The sequence below is a fragment of the Microcystis sp. M53602_WE12 genome, from assembly GCF_030065455.1.
Lineage (GTDB): Bacteria > Cyanobacteriota > Cyanobacteriia > Cyanobacteriales > Microcystaceae > Microcystis > Microcystis aeruginosa.
The window spans coordinates 1-15,862 of record NZ_JASJFB010000553.1; the positions used below are offsets into that span (position 1 = coordinate 1).

Consider the following 15,862-nt stretch of genomic DNA (forward strand, 5'->3'; position numbering starts at 1 on the left):
ACAGTACATGGTTTTTTAACTGTGGTATGCGACGGTGGTGGAAGCAGAAACTTAAATCGTGAGGTTTAGGAATCGCCGCACTTTTAGGGCGGCGAGGATGTCAACCTTGATTACACCCCTATTGATCTTTGTATTTCAGGTTCCCGCTACCACCGCAGTGGGTTCCGATGTGGTAGCGGCCGGGTTGATGAAAGTGGTCGGCACCGTTCGTCACTGGCAACAGCAAACGATCGAGTTAGAGGTGGTAAAATGGCTGGTAATTGGCAGTGTACCCGGTTCTCTGTTAGGATTAGTCGGTTTTTGCTATTTTCAGCAGAATAGCTCTCTCAATCTCGATCAATGGCTGCCCCATGTCATCGGTCTTGTCTTGATGATCGTGACTGTCCTAGCGGCCCTAGAACTACTAATCTCCTTGTTTTTTCCCGATTTGTCCCCTTGGTCCTGGCCAAAATTAGATTTAACCACTCGATCGGGTCAGATAAAAACAACGATATTGGGGGCAGTTTTAGGCTATTTAGTCGGTTTAACCAGTATTTCCAGTGGTTCCTTATTTGCATTGGTCTTGATGACCTTTTTTCAGCTTGATTCTCGCAAATTAGTCGGTACAGATCTATCGCAAGCGTCCATCCTCTTAACCTGTACTTCCATTGGTCATCTGGGATTAGGAACGGTAGATTGGAATCTGGTACTTCCTATCTGGTTGGGTGGAATACCGGGGGTAGTAGTGGGAGCAAGATTATCGGAATATTTCCCCAAAAATGCCCTAAAAATACTGCTTTATACTATTCTGGTCACGGTCAGTTGGCGCTTACTCCAACCAACCTAATCCCCAGAGTTCACTCGAAGGTCATCATACTACCCATCAACAGATCGGGACTGGTGGCGACAAAATAGATAATTCCCGCACCGAGAATAACGATCGCTAAACTAAATAGTAGCACCCATCGATCGGCTGGTTCGTAGGTATCTTCATCTATATCTCGTCTGACTGTAAAATAATGGGCCGTGGTCAAAAATACGGTCAATAAACCCACTAAAGCAAACATTAAGCCCAATTTCCAGCCGTAACCGGGCCGGGGAACCAGAGGAGGATGAAAGGCCCGTAAGCGCAGGATAACCATACCAAAACCCATTAATGCGATCGCCGTTCGCATCCAAGACAGATAGGTGCGTTCATTGGCCAGATGATCGCGGACTCGATTGGGATTGACTTTTTTCGGTTTAATGCTGGTCTTGCTTTCCGTCACTGGTGATTTGAGAAAAAATAACATGATCGAGATGACTAGGGGTCGGTTTCAAGTTGATCGCTTGAAAAGATGATGTTATTCTATGACACTTGAGTTATAGATGGTATGGAAAAAATCTAAAATCTCTTTTTAGATGTATTTGTATTGAATCAAAAATTAAATAGGGTTTGCTGAATAAATCTAAAAACATTGTTCGATAAGACTTTTAGACCTTTTTGAAATCCAAAAGTACTGGCCATTGGAGTGATCGGGGGGAAAATCCCTGGACTTTTTCCCTGAAAATGGGTAAAACCCTACACCCTACACCCTACACCCTACACCCTACACCCTGCCCCCAGGAAAAACTTTTTGCCGCAAACCCTAAATAGATTCTGCTTGCTGCTGGAGAAGCGCCCATCCATAGCTTAAGGATAAGGCCAAGAAAGCCAGGGGAAGACTTTCCTTGATCATAAACACACCCAAACCGATCAGCACACAGGGGACAAAGTGGCTACCGTGACTGCTAATTAAATTAGCGATCGCCGGTAATTGAGTTAACTGATGAGCAGTAAAACACCAAACACCCACCAAGATCAGAAAAACGCTGACGATAGTGACTAAATTTGGCCAAGTATTACTAGCGAACAGCGGCAGATAAATGCCGATATTATCACTGCCATTGGCGATGGTAATTGCCGCCACAGAGCAGGTTTGAGGGGAAAACCAGGCCAGCAAAGGAGAAGACGGTGCTGATTCTACAGCCATCTCCACATTATTATCCGTCTCGGTTTCTTCTCGCTGCCAGAGACTCCGAATCCCGAAAATCACGGGTAACAGACCGAGAAAACGAATCCACTGAGCCGGAATTAAGAAACTCCCGAAAAAGCCAGTTAAACTCGCCAAAATCAGCAGGATAAAGCCTAAATACTGACCGATAACGATATGACGACGGCGAAAAAGTTTATTGACCTGGGTAAAAAGAATCGTCAAAATCAGGATGTCATCGAGATTAGTGGCAATAAAGGCCGCTATTGCTGTGGATATGGCAGTAATCATGGTAGTCATAGGATTTTTTTCCTTAATCGGGTCTTCTGATCTCGATCGCCCTACTTCTACTCTAGAAAGAGCCATTAATAAAATCAAATATTCTTTCTTGTTGATTTAATAAATTAAAATGATGGAAAGACCAATAGAGACGGAAAACCCCTTGCCATGGCCAGAATGACCCTAGATCAACTGGAAATCTTTCTAGCGACTGCTGAACATCTCCACTTCACCAAAGCAGCAGAAGCTTTATATATCACCCAACCGGCCGTCAGTGCCGCCATTGCCTCCCTAGAAAATGAATACGGGGTGAAATTATTCCACCGCGTCGGTCGTCACATCGAGATCACGGAAACAGGACGTTTACTGCAATTAGAAGCGCAACGCATTCTCACCCAGGTAACTTTGACAGAAAGGGGATTGGCGGAATTCAACGACTTGCAACGGGGAGAACTACAATTAGGGTCGAGTTTGACTATTGGTAACTATTGGCTGCCGGCAAAAATTAGCGATTTTCAGGAGCGCTATCCGGCAATTAAGATCAATTGCACCCTAGCTAATACGGAAGAAATCTGTCTGGGTACGGCTAACGGACGTTTTGACCTAGCATTAATCGAGGGAGAAGTCAAGAGTGATTTAACACATTGTTTAGAACAGGAGATCGTCGGCAGCGATCGCCTATTAATTATTGTCGGACGTTCTCATCCTTGGTATAAAAGAGAAGCGATCGAATTGCCGGAATTAGTGGAAACCCCTTGGGTAATGCGAGAATCGGGATCGGGAACTCAACAAAGATTCGAGGAAGCGTTACAGAATTGGGGCATCGATTTACGGACATTAAAGGTAACTTTGCTGTTAAATACGGGAGAAATGGTGAAAGCAATCATCGAGAATAGTTCGGCAGCTGCCGGGATTTCCGAATTGATGGTTCAAAAGGAATTAGAATTAGGCACATTGCGATCGATTCGAGTCATCGATACTTCCGGTTTATACCCTCGCTATCTCGAATTTATGCGCCCTTTTTTAAAAATAAAACACCGTCAGCGCTTTCAACCCCGCGTCTGTCAAGTTTTCGAGCAGATGTTGTAATCTGATAGAAGTCACCGAAAATTAACCCCTTTCCTTCTAGTCCTTATTAAAGGTTTTTGAAGATTTCTATTCTTTTTTCACTCTCTCCCTTCAATAATTTTAATTTCTTCCTCGCTTAATCCATAGAGTTTATAAACAATTAGATCGATTAATTCATCGGTGGCGCTTAATTGTTGTTTTAGGGGTAAAAGTTTATCTAGACTGGTTTGATATTCTTTTTCTAGGGTTTCCTGTATTTGACGATCTAGCAAGTTAACGCTAATTTTCTTTTTGTTCTTTTTCAGTATCTCCCACAGCTGATCGCAGCTAAGATGAGGTTCGCTTTTTTGGTAGTCACCGAGATAGTTTTGGATTTTTGATTTGTTGGTTAAATTATCGATCGCACTACCGATTATTCTCTCTAAATATCTCAAAAAGCTTTTGATTTCTTTTTGTTTTTCCCGATTTATCTCGATCATCTGTTCTGCTAAGTAGGCCAGAATATCATGGACTATATCGGTTTCCTCTCTCCTAATATGTTCCTCGATTTCTTTTAATATCTCTTGCTTTTCTTGATAACTTTTGATAAGTTTCTCTAAACTCTGTTGACGGCGATCGCTTTTGGTGTTAAAAGATATTTTTCGGATCGGTATTTTTTCTAAATAGCTTTTATTCATGTCATCAACTAAATAGTCTTCACACCAAAAATTAAGTAATTTAGAGCTTAATAAGGTAGATGCGAAAAGCAAGTTATCTTTTTGGTTAGAGGATGAAATAATAATTTGAAGCGTTTTCATACCCGCAGAGTTATCTCTAGGATCAAAACTACAAACTATTCTCTGTTTCCAGCGTAGCTTTTGAATACGAATACACCATATTTTGGGACATGAATAAAATTTTTGCATCTTAATAGGGGTTAATTCGCTAGATTTAATTAATACCCCGTCATTAATTTCATACCGATTAATATCTTCTGGAATGACTATCATGAAATTACCCTTTGGATCAGGGGTTAATTTTTGTTTACTTCCTTCTTCTCCTCTAGAGATTATAAATTTCAAAGAGCTATTTCTTAATGTCTCTGAGTTATTTTCTATTTTTTGAATAATACTTTGTTCACATCTAGAGGCATTATAACCGATAATATGATCCTGTTTTCTTGCCCATTGTAATTGTGCCGATTTGGTATTCTGCGACCATTCTTGAAGACCAAATTTTTCTAATCTTTCTTCCACCGAGACGATAAATCTACTAATTTTTTTATGTTGAATACGGTGATATTTAGATGGTTGTTGATGTGTGACTATTAAAATTAAACACCATGTATCTCTGACCTCTTTAAATACTGGTCCCGTTTCAATTAATTCTTCAATTGTACTTTCAAAAATTAAATGTTTTCGCAATTCTCTTAAATCTTCTTTGCGAAGTAAAGTATCAGGGATAATATGACCACATCTACCATTTTGATTAGTTCTAATCATTGATGCTTGAGTAAATAGTGCATAGGAATCAAGGTTATTTAAGCTATTAATTTTAAAATAATTTTGCAAGAATTTCTTTTCTTCTTTACTAATAGTACAACCCCAAGGAGGATTACCGATTACTGCATCAAAACCGGGGTTATCCTTCCAAGAAGCGGAATCAAGATCGATAAAAACTTCGGGAAATTCCAGATCCCAATGAAAAAAGCGCTTACTTTTATATAAACTAGCTGCCTGGTCTAAAATTCCTTGATCTGAACGGGGTAACTTATCCCAATTAATTGCCGATATATTACCACCGTAGCGCTGCAGAAACTCGATAGCAGTTTTAACCCCAAAAAAGCGAGAAAGGAAAACATCTAATAAACGCTTGTAGGGTTTAGCTTGACTATCAAAATCACGGAATAACTGTTCGCTTGCTTCCACTTCAGCAAAAGTCGCATCGCTGAGGGTACTAATTCCCCGCATAATTTCTGCTGCCCGAAGTAACCCAACAAAAGGGCCAGTTAAAAGAGTTAATTGACCACCTTCCTCCTCGATCATAGCGGCTTCTGCATCCTTGGCGGTAGTTCCGATCAGAGAATTACCACAACGTAAATGATGATCCAAAAAACTCAAAGGTGCGCCCACTGTGAAAGAATGTAACCAGAGACTAACTTTGGCCAATTCTACGGCCATCGGATTGATATCCACCCCATAAATACAGCGCTTCATCACCACTCTCTGTAATAATTGCGTGGGTTCAAGGGTGGGAGAATCGAGAATAATTCCCTGTTGTCGGAGATTGTCGATAATGTTTTGTCGGGTGGTTTCCAACATGGTTAAAACGGGATTATCTTCGGGATAAAGATTGAGAATCTGGATTAACTCATCGGTGAGATAGTCCACTGCTTCTACTAAAAAATGTCCGCTTCCCATGGCGGGGTCACAGAGTTTAAGATCAAGTAAGGTGGTGATCGCTTTTTTTTCTAAGCGTTGTAGCTCTTTTTCTAATCCCTGCTGACTGAGATTTCCTAAACGTCTATCGCTGCTTTCTTGTCTTCGGGTGGCGATTTCTGTCATCACATCCCCGAACTGTCGCGCTCTTTGCTCTAAAATTGGTTTGAGGGTATGACTGACAATATATTTAACAATGTAATCGGGAGTGTAATAGGAACCGGTGGCTTTTCTTTCTCCCCGATCATTTTCCAGATGCACCGATTCCCCCTCAATCACGATGCGATATTCCAGTAATCCCTCGTAAATTGATCCTAACTGTCGCACACCTAAAAAACTATAGTCGATCGGCTGTCCCTCAAAACGTGCTAACTTGTCTAGGATGGGCGCTAAAACCGCATCGGATAACTTATATTGACCGAGAAAACAATTCACCCGGCCTTCTTCCATGTCAAATAAACCCCCGTTGTAACGAGGTACGGCTAAATTAGCATCCCCTCGATCGACAATGCGAAATAAACTGAGGAGAGCATCGTATATTCCCGTCGAGGTGCCACTAAAGACCTGCTGACGATCGATTTTAACGGCAATTTCTCGCGTCTTTTGCAATAAGCTGTAATCGCGATAGTCTCCCCTCACCGGCAGCAAGTCCCGCGCTTCTGCGTAGAGCAGAAATAATAATTTATACAGCAGGGATAAACTCGCCTCATACAATAAATCTGGCTGTATGTCTGTATTTAATGATACAAAACCTTGAGAAATATCGGGAAAAATGCGATCGAAGACTAACTCTTTTAACTCGCTACCCACTCTGGTGGCATAGGTGGTACTCCCCTCCCGGACCCGTTCAAGGAAATTCTGACCGTGAATATCCTTAATAAAAGCCTCTTGACGGAAAAATAACCAGAAATACGGAAATTTTTGCCGGTCTCCCCCTTCTAATAGTTCCATCAAGTCCACTAGATAAAATTCCGTGGCTGTGGAGGACGCTTGACGGTAATATAAGCGCCATTCTCGACCATTGGTGAGAATACCCCAATCTACTCCCGTCCCCGTGAGATAATTGGTGATCTGAAAGGAAGGATTACTATTTTTCCAGATATCTCGCTGATCATTCTTAGAAACGTCACTAAGAGAACGTTGCCAGTATTTGGCCTCAGCGATCGCTAAAACTTGACTATAAAAGGCTCTTTCATTATTCTGGAGAGCATAGGCTTGATAACGGTCATTTTCTGTGGCAAATAGGGCATAATCTGGCCTTTCTGACCTTCCTTTTCCCCTACTGCTTACTTGCGGTATATAACTAAAACCGAGAATTTCTAGAATCGGTTGTATTAATTCTGCTTCCGTTTGCGCTTCGTTAAGAGTCGGCAAAATCGCCTTTTTTTGTTGATAAAGACTCTCTAAGCGGGAAAATGCCACGGATACATCCTCTTGCCATTCCCCAGAATCCGGCAGCCGATGCTCAAGATAGTGTTGAGAAAAAAGCGGTTTATTGCTTGCTTGTCCTGACATGGGCAATTATCCTAGCATTGAGGGTATCTAGCCTAAAAATGAAGGGTTCGCAGGCAGGCACGGATTTCCATTATACAAAAAGTATATGTCAAGTCTCCGATTTTGTCAAGGGTTTTGGCAAAAAAAAATCGCCTCTGGGAGGCGGAGGTGAAAGGTATCACCCCAGAGAAATAATTAAACGCCAAAAGACTTACCACAGCCACAGGTTTGACTGGCGTTGGGATTAGTGAATTGGAAACCGCCGCCGATCATCGCGTTGCTGTAATCTAACATGAGACCGTAGAGATAGAGCAGACTTTTTTTATCAGAGACAATTTTGAAGCCATCGTAATCGAAAACCTCATCTTGGGGGCCAATATTGCTAGGATGCTCAAAATCCATCATATAGGACATTCCCGAACAACCACCCTGACGCACACCCACGCGCAGACATAAATCCTTGCCCTGTTGCTCTTTGAGCATGGTAAGGTGTTTGAGGGCAGCCTCACTGAGTAAAATTCCTTTTCCTTGAATCTGAGTAGCTTGTGTCATCTTTAGCAGGAACTCCTAAACGCAGTTGAAGGGGACATATAAAACTTTACCTTCTCCCATCCATCTTAACGATAGTTGAGGACTGATGACTGGATTACTGTTTACTTTTCCCAGTCTCGCAGGAGTTGTAGGGCAAAAAAAAGCAAAAAACTGGGATTATTAATTAAATAGGATTGCCAGAGACGACTAGATTCTTGAAACAAACCCTAGAGCCATTCTAAGCCGATTTTCATCACCCAACGGACAGGACAGCGCTGCTTTGAGGATGCCGAAAAAGCAGCCGGAAAAGAGCCAAAGAAATTTACTTTTCTAAGCGAAGATTAGCGCCGCTGCTATCGGTGCGATAAACCCAAGTTTTTTGGTTATCAGTCAGAATAATTCGCCATCCTTGCACCAGTGCTTGAGTACAGAATTCTCCCGGTTTAGCTAATCCTAAACAACCATCGGGCCAGGTTTGTGGTTGTGCTGCTTGAATTTGCAAGCGATTAACCGATATCTTGGTTTTCCGACTCAAATCTTGACGGGTGGCGGCGATAACCGAATTAGGTGGCTCAGGAGATGCTAAACTAGGTGGCGCTAAGAGGAGAGAAAGCAGACTCATTAGCATTAAAAAGCCAGTTGCTCCCTGAATAATTCTCGTTTTACCGATTGGTACTTGCTGGCTTTGGCTAAAATTTCTTCTAGATATCATCTTGAGTGCTGCCTCTTTCTGGGGGGTGATAGTCCGAGGGAATCTTCCTGTTTATTATCAGTGTCAGATCCCCCCGCCTATCGGCACCCCCCTTATCAAGGGGGGCAGGGGGGATCGAACCTAAAATCCATTTTTAATTTAATTATAACCAGCTACTTATGTTCCCGCTCTGGTTTTCGAGCAGCGGCAGCAGTCAATGTCGGTTTTCGCTGCCATCTCCCGAAAACTGTCGCCCCTTTAAGGGGCGATGGCGATTAAAATAGATGAGGATGAACTATCTTAGATGGATGGGCTTATGTTATCTTTTTTCCTCCGTTGGTTGATTACCGCCGTCTCTTTATTGATTACAGCGCGAATAGTACCCGGTATAGAAATTAAAGATTTTACCGTGGCTTTGATAGCTGCTGTCGCTTTGGGTTTAATTAATGCTATTATTAGACCCCTGTTGATTCTTTTTACCCTGCCTTTAACTATTTTGACCCTAGGGTTATTTATTTTTGTGGTTAATGCCATTTCCTTTTCTTTAGCCTCCTATTTTATCCGTGGCTTTGAGGTAAAATCATTTTTTGCTGCTTTATTCGGTTCGATCGTGGTTTCGATCATTTCAGGAGTTTTAAATGGCATTTTCGTTGACTAAAGTGGGCAATAATTCGGTTAATTAGTGAGCAATCCTCTGTTTAAAACAGCTTGGCTTAGTCTGATCTAGAGACGTTGATTATAACAACGTCTCTCTAGTTTTTGGTAAATAGCGATAGTTTTTATTTGAGAATCAGGGAATTAAATTGACAAAAAGATTGACAAAAATTATCGTTTGTGTTAAACAAGTTATATCGATCATTTACCAGAGGGCTTTAGGGTATGTTTATTATTTTATCTATGAGATCACTTAGAACTACACCCAGAAAATCTCTACGGATTTAAGTGGGTGGGTGGAATTAAATATAAGATGAACGTAGGTTGGGTTGAAGCATGAAACCCAACGCCCGCTCATGTTACGCTACCGCTAACCCATCCTACAAATAATTGTGCCTCCCTACTTACCGTGGCTTTTGTCGTTAAAAATCAGGAAAATTTAATCCCAAGATTTCCATCTCAAGCACCGAGAGCAAGTTCAATTACTATTAGAATAGTAACTTTGTGTGAAGATTTGGCTAACCGGGATGATCCGATCAGACAAAACAAATATAATCATCTTAATTAGATGACTAATAAGCTTTCTCGATCATCTTTCCAGACAGCATAACTACAAGAGTGTAGCAGGGGATTGTTGAGCTAAGGAGATTAACTAATCTCAAGTCAATTTTTCTTGTCTGTGTTTGCTTGAGAGACACAATCATCGCAGCAAAAGTTTTTTCATTCAATTTAGAGGTTTTAAAATGACTAACAATCAGGAAAATCTTAGCCAAGAAAACAAAATTTATACAGTTCTCAGTATCGGTCAAAGAGGAGCAGGAAAAACAGTTTTCCTAGCGGCATCTTATCAGACTTTCAAAAATCAAGCAACTTCGGGAAATCCGGCTAATATTGTCTTCAGATCTCAAGAGGAAGAAAGCGAAGAAGATATTGAAAAAATTCTCAATTATGTCGCTAGAACAGGTCAATATCCCCCCGCCACTTTAAAAATCAGTAACTTTGATTTTAGTTTAGAGAAAAAAAGCGGTGATCGCTCGGATAAAATAGCGACAATTCGCTGGTGGGATATACCGGGAGAAAGTTGTCAAATCTATAATTTAGCCTTTGTCAATATGGCTTTACAGGCTAATGCTTGTTTACTGTTTTTAGAAGCAGCAAGTTTATTAAATGATTCAGACAAGCATAATAATTACCTGAGAATTTTTCAAACCTTGATCGAGATAATTAACCATAATAAAACTAGGTTTAATTTAGGCATTATTATCAGCAAATGCGATCTAGTTGTCTCTGACCAAAAAAGCTGGCAAAACCTACAATTAAAAGTCAAAGAATTAGAGCAAAAACTGCGAGAGCAAAAAGTTAATCACCGTTTTTTTTACTCAACAGTTTTAATTGATTCCCAACAAGGCACGCTGCAAGCAAATCAAGCTTTAGACTCCCTATCTTGGTTATTGTCTCAAATCGATCAACAACTGGTAAACTTTTCCTAAACGACCAGCACTATATCCGAGCTATTTACAGAAAGATTAGTAAAAAAATCTCTCAAAAATCTGCTGACTGCCTTATAACAGTCATCTTAATGGTGAGGTGTGAAGTTTTCGTTTTGGGGAGTCGGCACCAAATTAGGTGACAGTTCATCTTGAGGAGAAATGCCGTCAAATATCTCCCCAAAAACTAGAAACAAGACACAATTGTGTGAAAATTATTTATAATAGCCCACAAAAGTGCTTAAAGGTTACAGATCATGTCCTTGCTCGTTGAACAACTGATTTATAGCAGTTTCTCACAACTGGGATTTAAATATATCGCTAGTGTCAATGTCCCCCTAGGGATTCAACAGTTTTTTTATCAACATATAGTCTCTCAGTTATGGGACACCTATAATCCTCCAGACAGGAAATTTAAAGGAGTCTATATCTATCAAATTGACTTCCATAACACCCTCTTTGGTTGGTTAATTAACGATGGTAAGGATGAATTTGATCGTGGGGACATCCCCTACTTTCATTGTTATTATTTACAGGAACTACTCGACTCGAAACAACTGTTTAAAATCCTTGCCTGTCTAGAAGCAGGTCCCCTAAAACGTATTGCCAGAGATGATGCTAAAATCTCCCTTGAACCCTTAACTTTAGCTGACAATTATCAGGCAAATGCCTTTGAATTAGGGATTAAACTTTCTAAAGATATTCGTCTGTTTAGCCAACGGCAACTGCGGGAAGGAAAACCTCTACAATGGTTTATCTCCTCGAAAGAAACCAAAGAACGACAACGACCACATCCCACCGATAATAACTATGATAACTCTAAAAATACCTTACCTAGGGAACCAAATTATAAGGTAGAAATTGCCAAAATCCTGCAAGAATTAGCCGAAAAACCGCTCGCTATTGAGGGGACCATGCTTGTTTCTCCCCAGGGTCAACCTTTGACTGATTCCATCGGCATGGAACACAATAGTGCTTTAATCTTAGCCGGAACAATGCTCTATCTTGCCAATAACACAAAAGAGGAATTAAGCTGGTCTGATCTGGAACAAATTGCTATTCGCAGTCCCCAGGGTCATCTGATCTTAACCCCTTGCAGTGACCAAGCTTTTCTTTTAGTGAAAACTGGCAAAACGATCACGGGATTGTTAGAGGGAGAAATCCAGAAAACTCGCTCAAAATTAGCAAAAATTCTCGCTATCTCTAACCCCACCCCCGAAACTCCTCTCTTAAATCCCACAGTTAATCCCCTCCTTGATTCCGTTGTAGAAGAATTCGAGATCGTCCTCGAAACCGAAGATAATAACAATGCAGATATTCGTTACCGGGGCAGACCAATTCAGTAATCAGTAATCAGTAATCAGCAATCAGGAGTCAGGAGATTATTTTTATTTAGGGCTGGCTGAATAAATCTAAAAACCTTGTTGGGTAAGACTTTTAGACCTTTTGTCAATCAAAAAGTACTGCATCTGGGAGTGATCGGGGGGAAATTTAGGCACTTTTTCCCTGAAAATTAGGTAATTGGCCACCTCAAAACTGGTAAAACCCCACACCCCACACCCCACACCCCACACCCTGCCCCCTCCCCCTTCCCCTACACCCTACACCCTGATAACTAAAAACCGATGAACCAATTAAACTTAGAAGTTGCGGGAAAAAAAGAACGTTTAGATGCTTGGATGGGGTCACACTTGCCCGATTTATCGAGATCGAGGCTGCAAAAACTGATAGAACAGGGATATATACAGTTAAATGGTCAAATTTGCACTAATAAAAATACTAAAGTTGGTCAAGGTGATCGCTTAAAGATTACCATTCCCGACAGTCAACCCCTCGAATTAACCGCCGAGGCGATCGAGCTTGATATTCTTTACGAAGACGACTATCTGATTATTATCAATAAACCTGCCGATTTAGTGGTTCATCCGGCTCCCGGCCACGAATCGGGAACCTTGGTCAACGCTTTACTACATCACTGCCCGAATTTAGCTGGAATTGGTGGAATTCAACGCCCCGGTATAGTCCACCGCTTAGATAAGGATACCACGGGTGCGATCGTTATTGCCAAAACCGACCAGGCTCATCAACACCTACAGGCACAATTAAAAACCAAAACTGCCCGCCGGGAATACATCGCCCTCGTCCACGGTGTCCCCAAAACGGAGACAGGTACAATTGATCTGCCGATCGGTCGTCACCGCAGCGATCGGCAAAAGATGGCTATTATTGCCGTGGAAAAAGGCGGTAGAAATGCCGTCACTCACTGGCAAGTCAAGGAAAGACTGGGCAACTACACCTTAATGGAATTTCGCCTAGAAACTGGCAGAACTCATCAAATTCGCGTTCATAGCAGCCAAATCGGTCATCCGATTCTTGGGGATCCCCTCTATAGTTCAGGTCGTTCCATCGGGATTAATCTACCCGGGCAATTACTCCATGCCCATCGTTTAATTTTAGTACATCCGGTCACGGGAGAGAGCCTAGAAGCGATCGCTCCCTTACCCGCTATTTTCCCGAAAGTTTTAGCTATTTTACGGCAGAGAAACCCCTAGCGCACAAATTGCGGCATAATCTCCGCTGCTGTCCATAATCCGTAGATACCGCGACGATGTAGGGAAACCCCCGCTTTCAGATAACCGAAAGCCGGCCCGCAGACATTAGCCGCCATACTGGTTTCATCACCTAAAGTGAGGGTATGGGTGGAAATTTTGCCTTCAAAAGTCCGCCCCGTGACTTTAACATTGGTACTCAAGGGCTTTTTCGGGTTGCGCGTATCCACCACACCCCCGACGGAAACCCGATCGCGTCCACAGATTCCGGCTAATTCCAGCATAATATCGTCTGCGTGTTCCATATTTTCGAGGCTGAGAATGCCATTGGTTTTATTTAACAGCATTTCCACTTCCGCATCACTCATCCGGTGCGCCGTTTCTGGGTCGTAACCGGGTAAATGGGCGATATCTTCGCGAATAGTGGCCCGATAAGCCTCCCAGTTGGCAATTCCCACGCCGAAGGTAATTTTAACGCTATGAATCTCTGCATAACTCTGGGCAGCTAGGGCAGCGGCAGCAGTTAACAGTCCGGGGGTAGCGCCGCAGCCGGTCATGTAGGTGATGCCGGCGGCTTCTAGGTCTGCTTGTAGTGCTAAGATTTGTTCCATGGCGCTGGTACGTTTGAGCGCATCGACTAAAACCCCGCGCCAACCCAAGCGAATGAAAGTTTTAGCGATATCGGCCATGAAATTGTTGGGTAAATTCGGCAAGGCGAGAAAATAGCCTTCTACGTCGGCAGTTTTGATTAATTCCTCGATACTGTTTTGGCTGAGACTGCCGTAATTTTCCAGATAACCGATCGAACCCTGGTCATGATAAATTTTGTTACAGGTATTGACATCTAGACCGTCTTTGTGGTAAGCAAAACCGGCTTTATCGGCGGCGGCAGTCCAGAGCATTTCCTGTTTGGGGGCGAGAATTCTGGCGGCGGCCTGTCCCAAACCACCAAAACCTAAAACACCGATCCGAAGGCGATCGCTGGCTATTTGTTTATTCATATTCGTTGGGATTCCTATAGACAAACTTCTATTATTTCGGCGGTCGTGGTTCGCCGTTGCATCTCCTTTATTTTCAATTTATCGCTTCAGGTCGTCTTTTTTGTGTAGTTTTGTTAAATTGTGCCTCCTGGGTCAGGGTTCGCCCTTGACGATGAAGAAAAGTTACGGGAAACTTACAAAAAATGAAAGTGGTTAGGTGACGTAATATAAAGTTTTGCTAAAATTTTAACCAGATTGCTACGATTAGCAAACTATCGTAAATTAAAACGATAGGGAGCTTTGCAAACCCCAGATCACGCCGAGAAGAGCTATGAGCATGGAAAGCCTAGAGTTTATTATCTATCCCGATGGTCGCGTCATGGAAAAGGTGACAGGCATAGTCGGTTCATCTTGTCAAGAGGTGACGGCGGCGATCGAGGCACAACTCGGGCAGCTGATGTCTCAAGAGAAAACCTCGGATTATTACCATCAAACCGTCAGCCAGTCAGAGAAAGTCAGCAACGAAGCCACTTTTAGCGACTGGTAATTTTTCATCTTTCCCGATCCCTTTATTTAAGCCACTGAAAAACCATGTCACACTTTAGCAATATCAAAACCAAAATCCGCGATCTATCCTACCTAAAAGCCGCCCTGAGCGATATGGGTATGGAATGGAAAGAGGGTTCTCACCCCGTCAAAGGTTATCAAGGTCAAACTTTAACCGCAGAGGTGGTAATCGAGCAAGATAACAATTACGATATCGGTTTTCGCTGGAATGGTAACGAGTACGAGTTAGTTGCCGATTTGCAATACTGGCAACAACCCCTAACCGTAGAAGGATTTTTAAGAAAAGTAAATCAAGGTTATGCCTACCACACCATCCTGGCAGAAACTGCTAAACAGGGTTTTCAGGTGGCAGCACAGGAAAAAAATACTGATGGTTCCATTCGTCTAGTGGTACAACGTTGGAGTGCCTAATGGCTGATTTTTCTCCCGAACGCTCTGGTTTTGAACCAGAGTTAGGGGGATTCCTAAGAGATTCCCCTGATCGCACTGGTTTTGAACCCGAATTGGGCGGTTTACTGCGCCAGAAAGCGGTTTACGTCGATGAGGTCACTTGTATCGGTTGTAAACACTGCGCCCACGTTGCCCCCAATACCTTTTTTATTGAAGGCGAATACGGTCGCTCTCGTGTCTATAATCAGGACGGTGACGAAGAAGAAATTATTCAAGAAGCGATCGAGACTTGTCCAGTTAACTGTATTCACTGGGTTAATTATAATAATTTGCAATTCCTTGAGGAAGAAGGCAAACATCAAGTGATTAAACAGTTAGGTTTTCCTCAGATTCACAAGAAATTTAGCCCCGCAGATTTAGATATCTAGGGTGGATAGGTACAGCCTCATCCACCTATTATTTCCTAGAAGTTATGGCAGCGGTTCTCGATCGAATCCGCTACAGTTCTCAGGGGAAATAATCCTAAGTAGGTAGGTATTGAAAACTTTCAGATGCCCCCCTTATTAAGGGGGATCCCCCCGCCTATCGGCACCCCCCTTATCAAGGGGGGCAGGGGGGATCGAACCTAAAATCCATTTTAAATTTAATTATGGTTCTTCGTTACTTGGTATGGTTCGATAGGGGGGCATAAATCGACTAAATCCTTATCTGGCAAGAGACTTAATTGATTAGTTCGCTCTAGAGCAAAAACAATTGACAAAAAT

Annotated in this window: 15 protein-coding genes and 1 pseudogene; 10 read left to right on the forward strand and 6 right to left on the reverse strand. The window is 42.3% G+C overall.

Annotated elements, in window-relative coordinates:
• Nucleotides 1–100: 100 nt before the first annotated feature.
• Nucleotides 101–826 (forward strand): annotated as a pseudogene (locus tag PX482_RS17760) (sulfite exporter TauE/SafE family protein); the annotation flags it as partial.
• A 10-nt stretch (nucleotides 827–836) separates the two neighbouring features.
• Here PX482_RS17760 and PX482_RS17765 read toward each other — a convergent pair.
• Entirely contained in the window at nucleotides 837–1,271 is a 435-nt protein-coding gene (locus PX482_RS17765) for a YidH family protein (protein ID WP_002762666.1), read from the reverse strand.
• A gap of 191 nt (nucleotides 1,272–1,462) precedes the next feature.
• Here PX482_RS17765 and PX482_RS17770 point away from each other — a divergent pair, with 191 nt between their 5' ends.
• Entirely contained in the window at nucleotides 1,463–1,615 is a 153-nt protein-coding gene (locus PX482_RS17770) for a hypothetical protein (protein WP_002762665.1), read from the forward strand.
• Here the strand turns inward: PX482_RS17770 and PX482_RS17775 are convergent.
• The gene (locus tag PX482_RS17775; protein WP_043999410.1) at nucleotides 1,608–2,291 is read right to left on the reverse strand and encodes a cadmium resistance transporter; all 684 of its coding nucleotides are present in this window, start codon (nucleotides 2,289–2,291) and stop codon (nucleotides 1,608–1,610) included. The two genes, PX482_RS17770 and PX482_RS17775, sit on opposite strands and share 8 nt — an antisense overlap.
• Before the next feature lie 147 nt (nucleotides 2,292–2,438).
• On the opposite strand from PX482_RS17775, the gene PX482_RS17780 reads away from it, so the two are divergent.
• A complete protein-coding gene (locus tag PX482_RS17780; RefSeq protein ID WP_002762662.1) occupies nucleotides 2,439–3,359 on the forward strand; it encodes a LysR substrate-binding domain-containing protein in 921 nt (306 codons plus the stop codon).
• A gap of 77 nt (nucleotides 3,360–3,436) precedes the next feature.
• Here PX482_RS17780 and PX482_RS17785 read toward each other — a convergent pair whose 3' ends face one another.
• The 3 genes from PX482_RS17785 to PX482_RS17795 all read right to left on the reverse strand — a co-directional run bounded on the left by PX482_RS17785 (nucleotide 3,437) and on the right by PX482_RS17795 (nucleotide 8,492).
• Entirely contained in the window at nucleotides 3,437–7,270 is a 3,834-nt protein-coding gene (locus PX482_RS17785; RefSeq protein WP_288122786.1) for an Eco57I restriction-modification methylase domain-containing protein, read from the reverse strand.
• Between the two features lie 174 nt (nucleotides 7,271–7,444).
• The gene (locus PX482_RS17790) at nucleotides 7,445–7,801 is read right to left on the reverse strand and encodes an iron-sulfur cluster assembly accessory protein (protein ID WP_002747572.1); all 357 of its coding nucleotides are present in this window, start codon (nucleotides 7,799–7,801) and stop codon (nucleotides 7,445–7,447) included.
• A 301-nt stretch (nucleotides 7,802–8,102) separates the two neighbouring features.
• Entirely contained in the window at nucleotides 8,103–8,492 is a 390-nt protein-coding gene (locus PX482_RS17795) for a DUF8738 domain-containing protein (protein ID WP_002762657.1), read from the reverse strand.
• Nucleotides 8,493–8,787: 295 nt separating this feature from the next.
• On the opposite strand from PX482_RS17795, the gene PX482_RS17800 reads away from it, so the two are divergent.
• From PX482_RS17800 to PX482_RS17815, 4 genes are all read left to right on the forward strand, one after another.
• On the forward strand, nucleotides 8,788–9,129 hold the full coding sequence (locus PX482_RS17800) for a phage holin family protein (protein ID WP_002762655.1): 342 nt from the start codon (nucleotides 8,788–8,790) through the stop codon (nucleotides 9,127–9,129).
• A gap of 739 nt (nucleotides 9,130–9,868) precedes the next feature.
• A complete protein-coding gene (locus tag PX482_RS17805) occupies nucleotides 9,869–10,615 on the forward strand; it encodes a TRAFAC clade GTPase domain-containing protein (RefSeq protein ID WP_002762653.1) in 747 nt (248 codons plus the stop codon).
• A gap of 254 nt (nucleotides 10,616–10,869) precedes the next feature.
• On the forward strand, nucleotides 10,870–11,958 hold the full coding sequence (locus tag PX482_RS17810; protein ID WP_288096960.1) for a roadblock/LC7 domain-containing protein: 1,089 nt from the start codon (nucleotides 10,870–10,872) through the stop codon (nucleotides 11,956–11,958).
• 279 nt (nucleotides 11,959–12,237) lie between these two features.
• On the forward strand, nucleotides 12,238–13,164 hold the full coding sequence (locus tag PX482_RS17815; RefSeq protein ID WP_002762649.1) for an RluA family pseudouridine synthase: 927 nt from the start codon (nucleotides 12,238–12,240) through the stop codon (nucleotides 13,162–13,164).
• Here the strand turns inward: PX482_RS17815 and bioU are convergent.
• On the reverse strand, nucleotides 13,161–14,162 hold the full coding sequence (gene bioU, locus PX482_RS17820) for a (S)-8-amino-7-oxononanoate synthase BioU (RefSeq protein ID WP_002762647.1): 1,002 nt from the start codon (nucleotides 14,160–14,162) through the stop codon (nucleotides 13,161–13,163). The genes PX482_RS17815 and bioU overlap by 4 nt on opposite strands.
• 310 nt (nucleotides 14,163–14,472) lie before the next feature.
• Between bioU and PX482_RS17825 the strand changes: the two genes are divergently transcribed.
• The 3 genes from PX482_RS17825 to PX482_RS17835 are packed head-to-tail and all read left to right on the forward strand — an operon-like array spanning nucleotide 14,473 to nucleotide 15,526.
• Nucleotides 14,473–14,688 (forward strand): DUF2997 domain-containing protein, encoded by a 216-nt coding sequence (locus tag PX482_RS17825; RefSeq protein WP_002762645.1) that lies wholly within the window; start codon nucleotides 14,473–14,475, stop codon nucleotides 14,686–14,688.
• 44 nt (nucleotides 14,689–14,732) lie between these two features.
• On the forward strand, nucleotides 14,733–15,119 hold the full coding sequence (locus tag PX482_RS17830) for a DUF1257 domain-containing protein (RefSeq protein ID WP_002762644.1): 387 nt from the start codon (nucleotides 14,733–14,735) through the stop codon (nucleotides 15,117–15,119).
• Nucleotides 15,119–15,526, forward strand: a complete 408-nt coding sequence (locus tag PX482_RS17835) for a ferredoxin (RefSeq protein ID WP_002762643.1) — start codon at nucleotides 15,119–15,121, stop codon at nucleotides 15,524–15,526. The genes PX482_RS17830 and PX482_RS17835 overlap by 1 nt, the downstream gene beginning before the upstream one ends.
• Nucleotides 15,527–15,862 lie beyond the last annotated feature (336 nt).

Bases quoted from the DNA above. Each gene is read 5' to 3' on its own strand.
- PX482_RS17830 (WP_002762644.1), top strand. From the start codon at position 14,733: ATGTCACACTTTAGCAATATCAAAACCAAAATCCGCGATCTATCCTAC.
- PX482_RS17785 (WP_288122786.1), bottom strand. From the start codon at position 7,270: ATGTCAGGACAAGCAAGCAATAAACCGCTTTTTTCTCAACACTATCTT.
- PX482_RS17815 (WP_002762649.1), top strand. From the start codon at position 12,238: ATGAACCAATTAAACTTAGAAGTTGCGGGAAAAAAAGAACGTTTAGAT.
- PX482_RS17800 (WP_002762655.1), top strand. From the start codon at position 8,788: ATGTTATCTTTTTTCCTCCGTTGGTTGATTACCGCCGTCTCTTTATTG.
- bioU (WP_002762647.1), bottom strand. From the start codon at position 14,162: ATGAATAAACAAATAGCCAGCGATCGCCTTCGGATCGGTGTTTTAGGT.
- PX482_RS17795 (WP_002762657.1), bottom strand. From the start codon at position 8,492: ATGATATCTAGAAGAAATTTTAGCCAAAGCCAGCAAGTACCAATCGGT.
- PX482_RS17825 (WP_002762645.1), top strand. From the start codon at position 14,473: ATGAGCATGGAAAGCCTAGAGTTTATTATCTATCCCGATGGTCGCGTC.
- PX482_RS17790 (WP_002747572.1), bottom strand. From the start codon at position 7,801: ATGACACAAGCTACTCAGATTCAAGGAAAAGGAATTTTACTCAGTGAG.
- PX482_RS17805 (WP_002762653.1), top strand. From the start codon at position 9,869: ATGACTAACAATCAGGAAAATCTTAGCCAAGAAAACAAAATTTATACA.
- PX482_RS17780 (WP_002762662.1), top strand. From the start codon at position 2,439: ATGGCCAGAATGACCCTAGATCAACTGGAAATCTTTCTAGCGACTGCT.
- PX482_RS17775 (WP_043999410.1), bottom strand. From the start codon at position 2,291: ATGACTACCATGATTACTGCCATATCCACAGCAATAGCGGCCTTTATT.
- PX482_RS17810 (WP_288096960.1), top strand. From the start codon at position 10,870: ATGTCCTTGCTCGTTGAACAACTGATTTATAGCAGTTTCTCACAACTG.
- PX482_RS17765 (WP_002762666.1), bottom strand. From the start codon at position 1,271: ATGTTATTTTTTCTCAAATCACCAGTGACGGAAAGCAAGACCAGCATT.
- PX482_RS17835 (WP_002762643.1), top strand. From the start codon at position 15,119: ATGGCTGATTTTTCTCCCGAACGCTCTGGTTTTGAACCAGAGTTAGGG.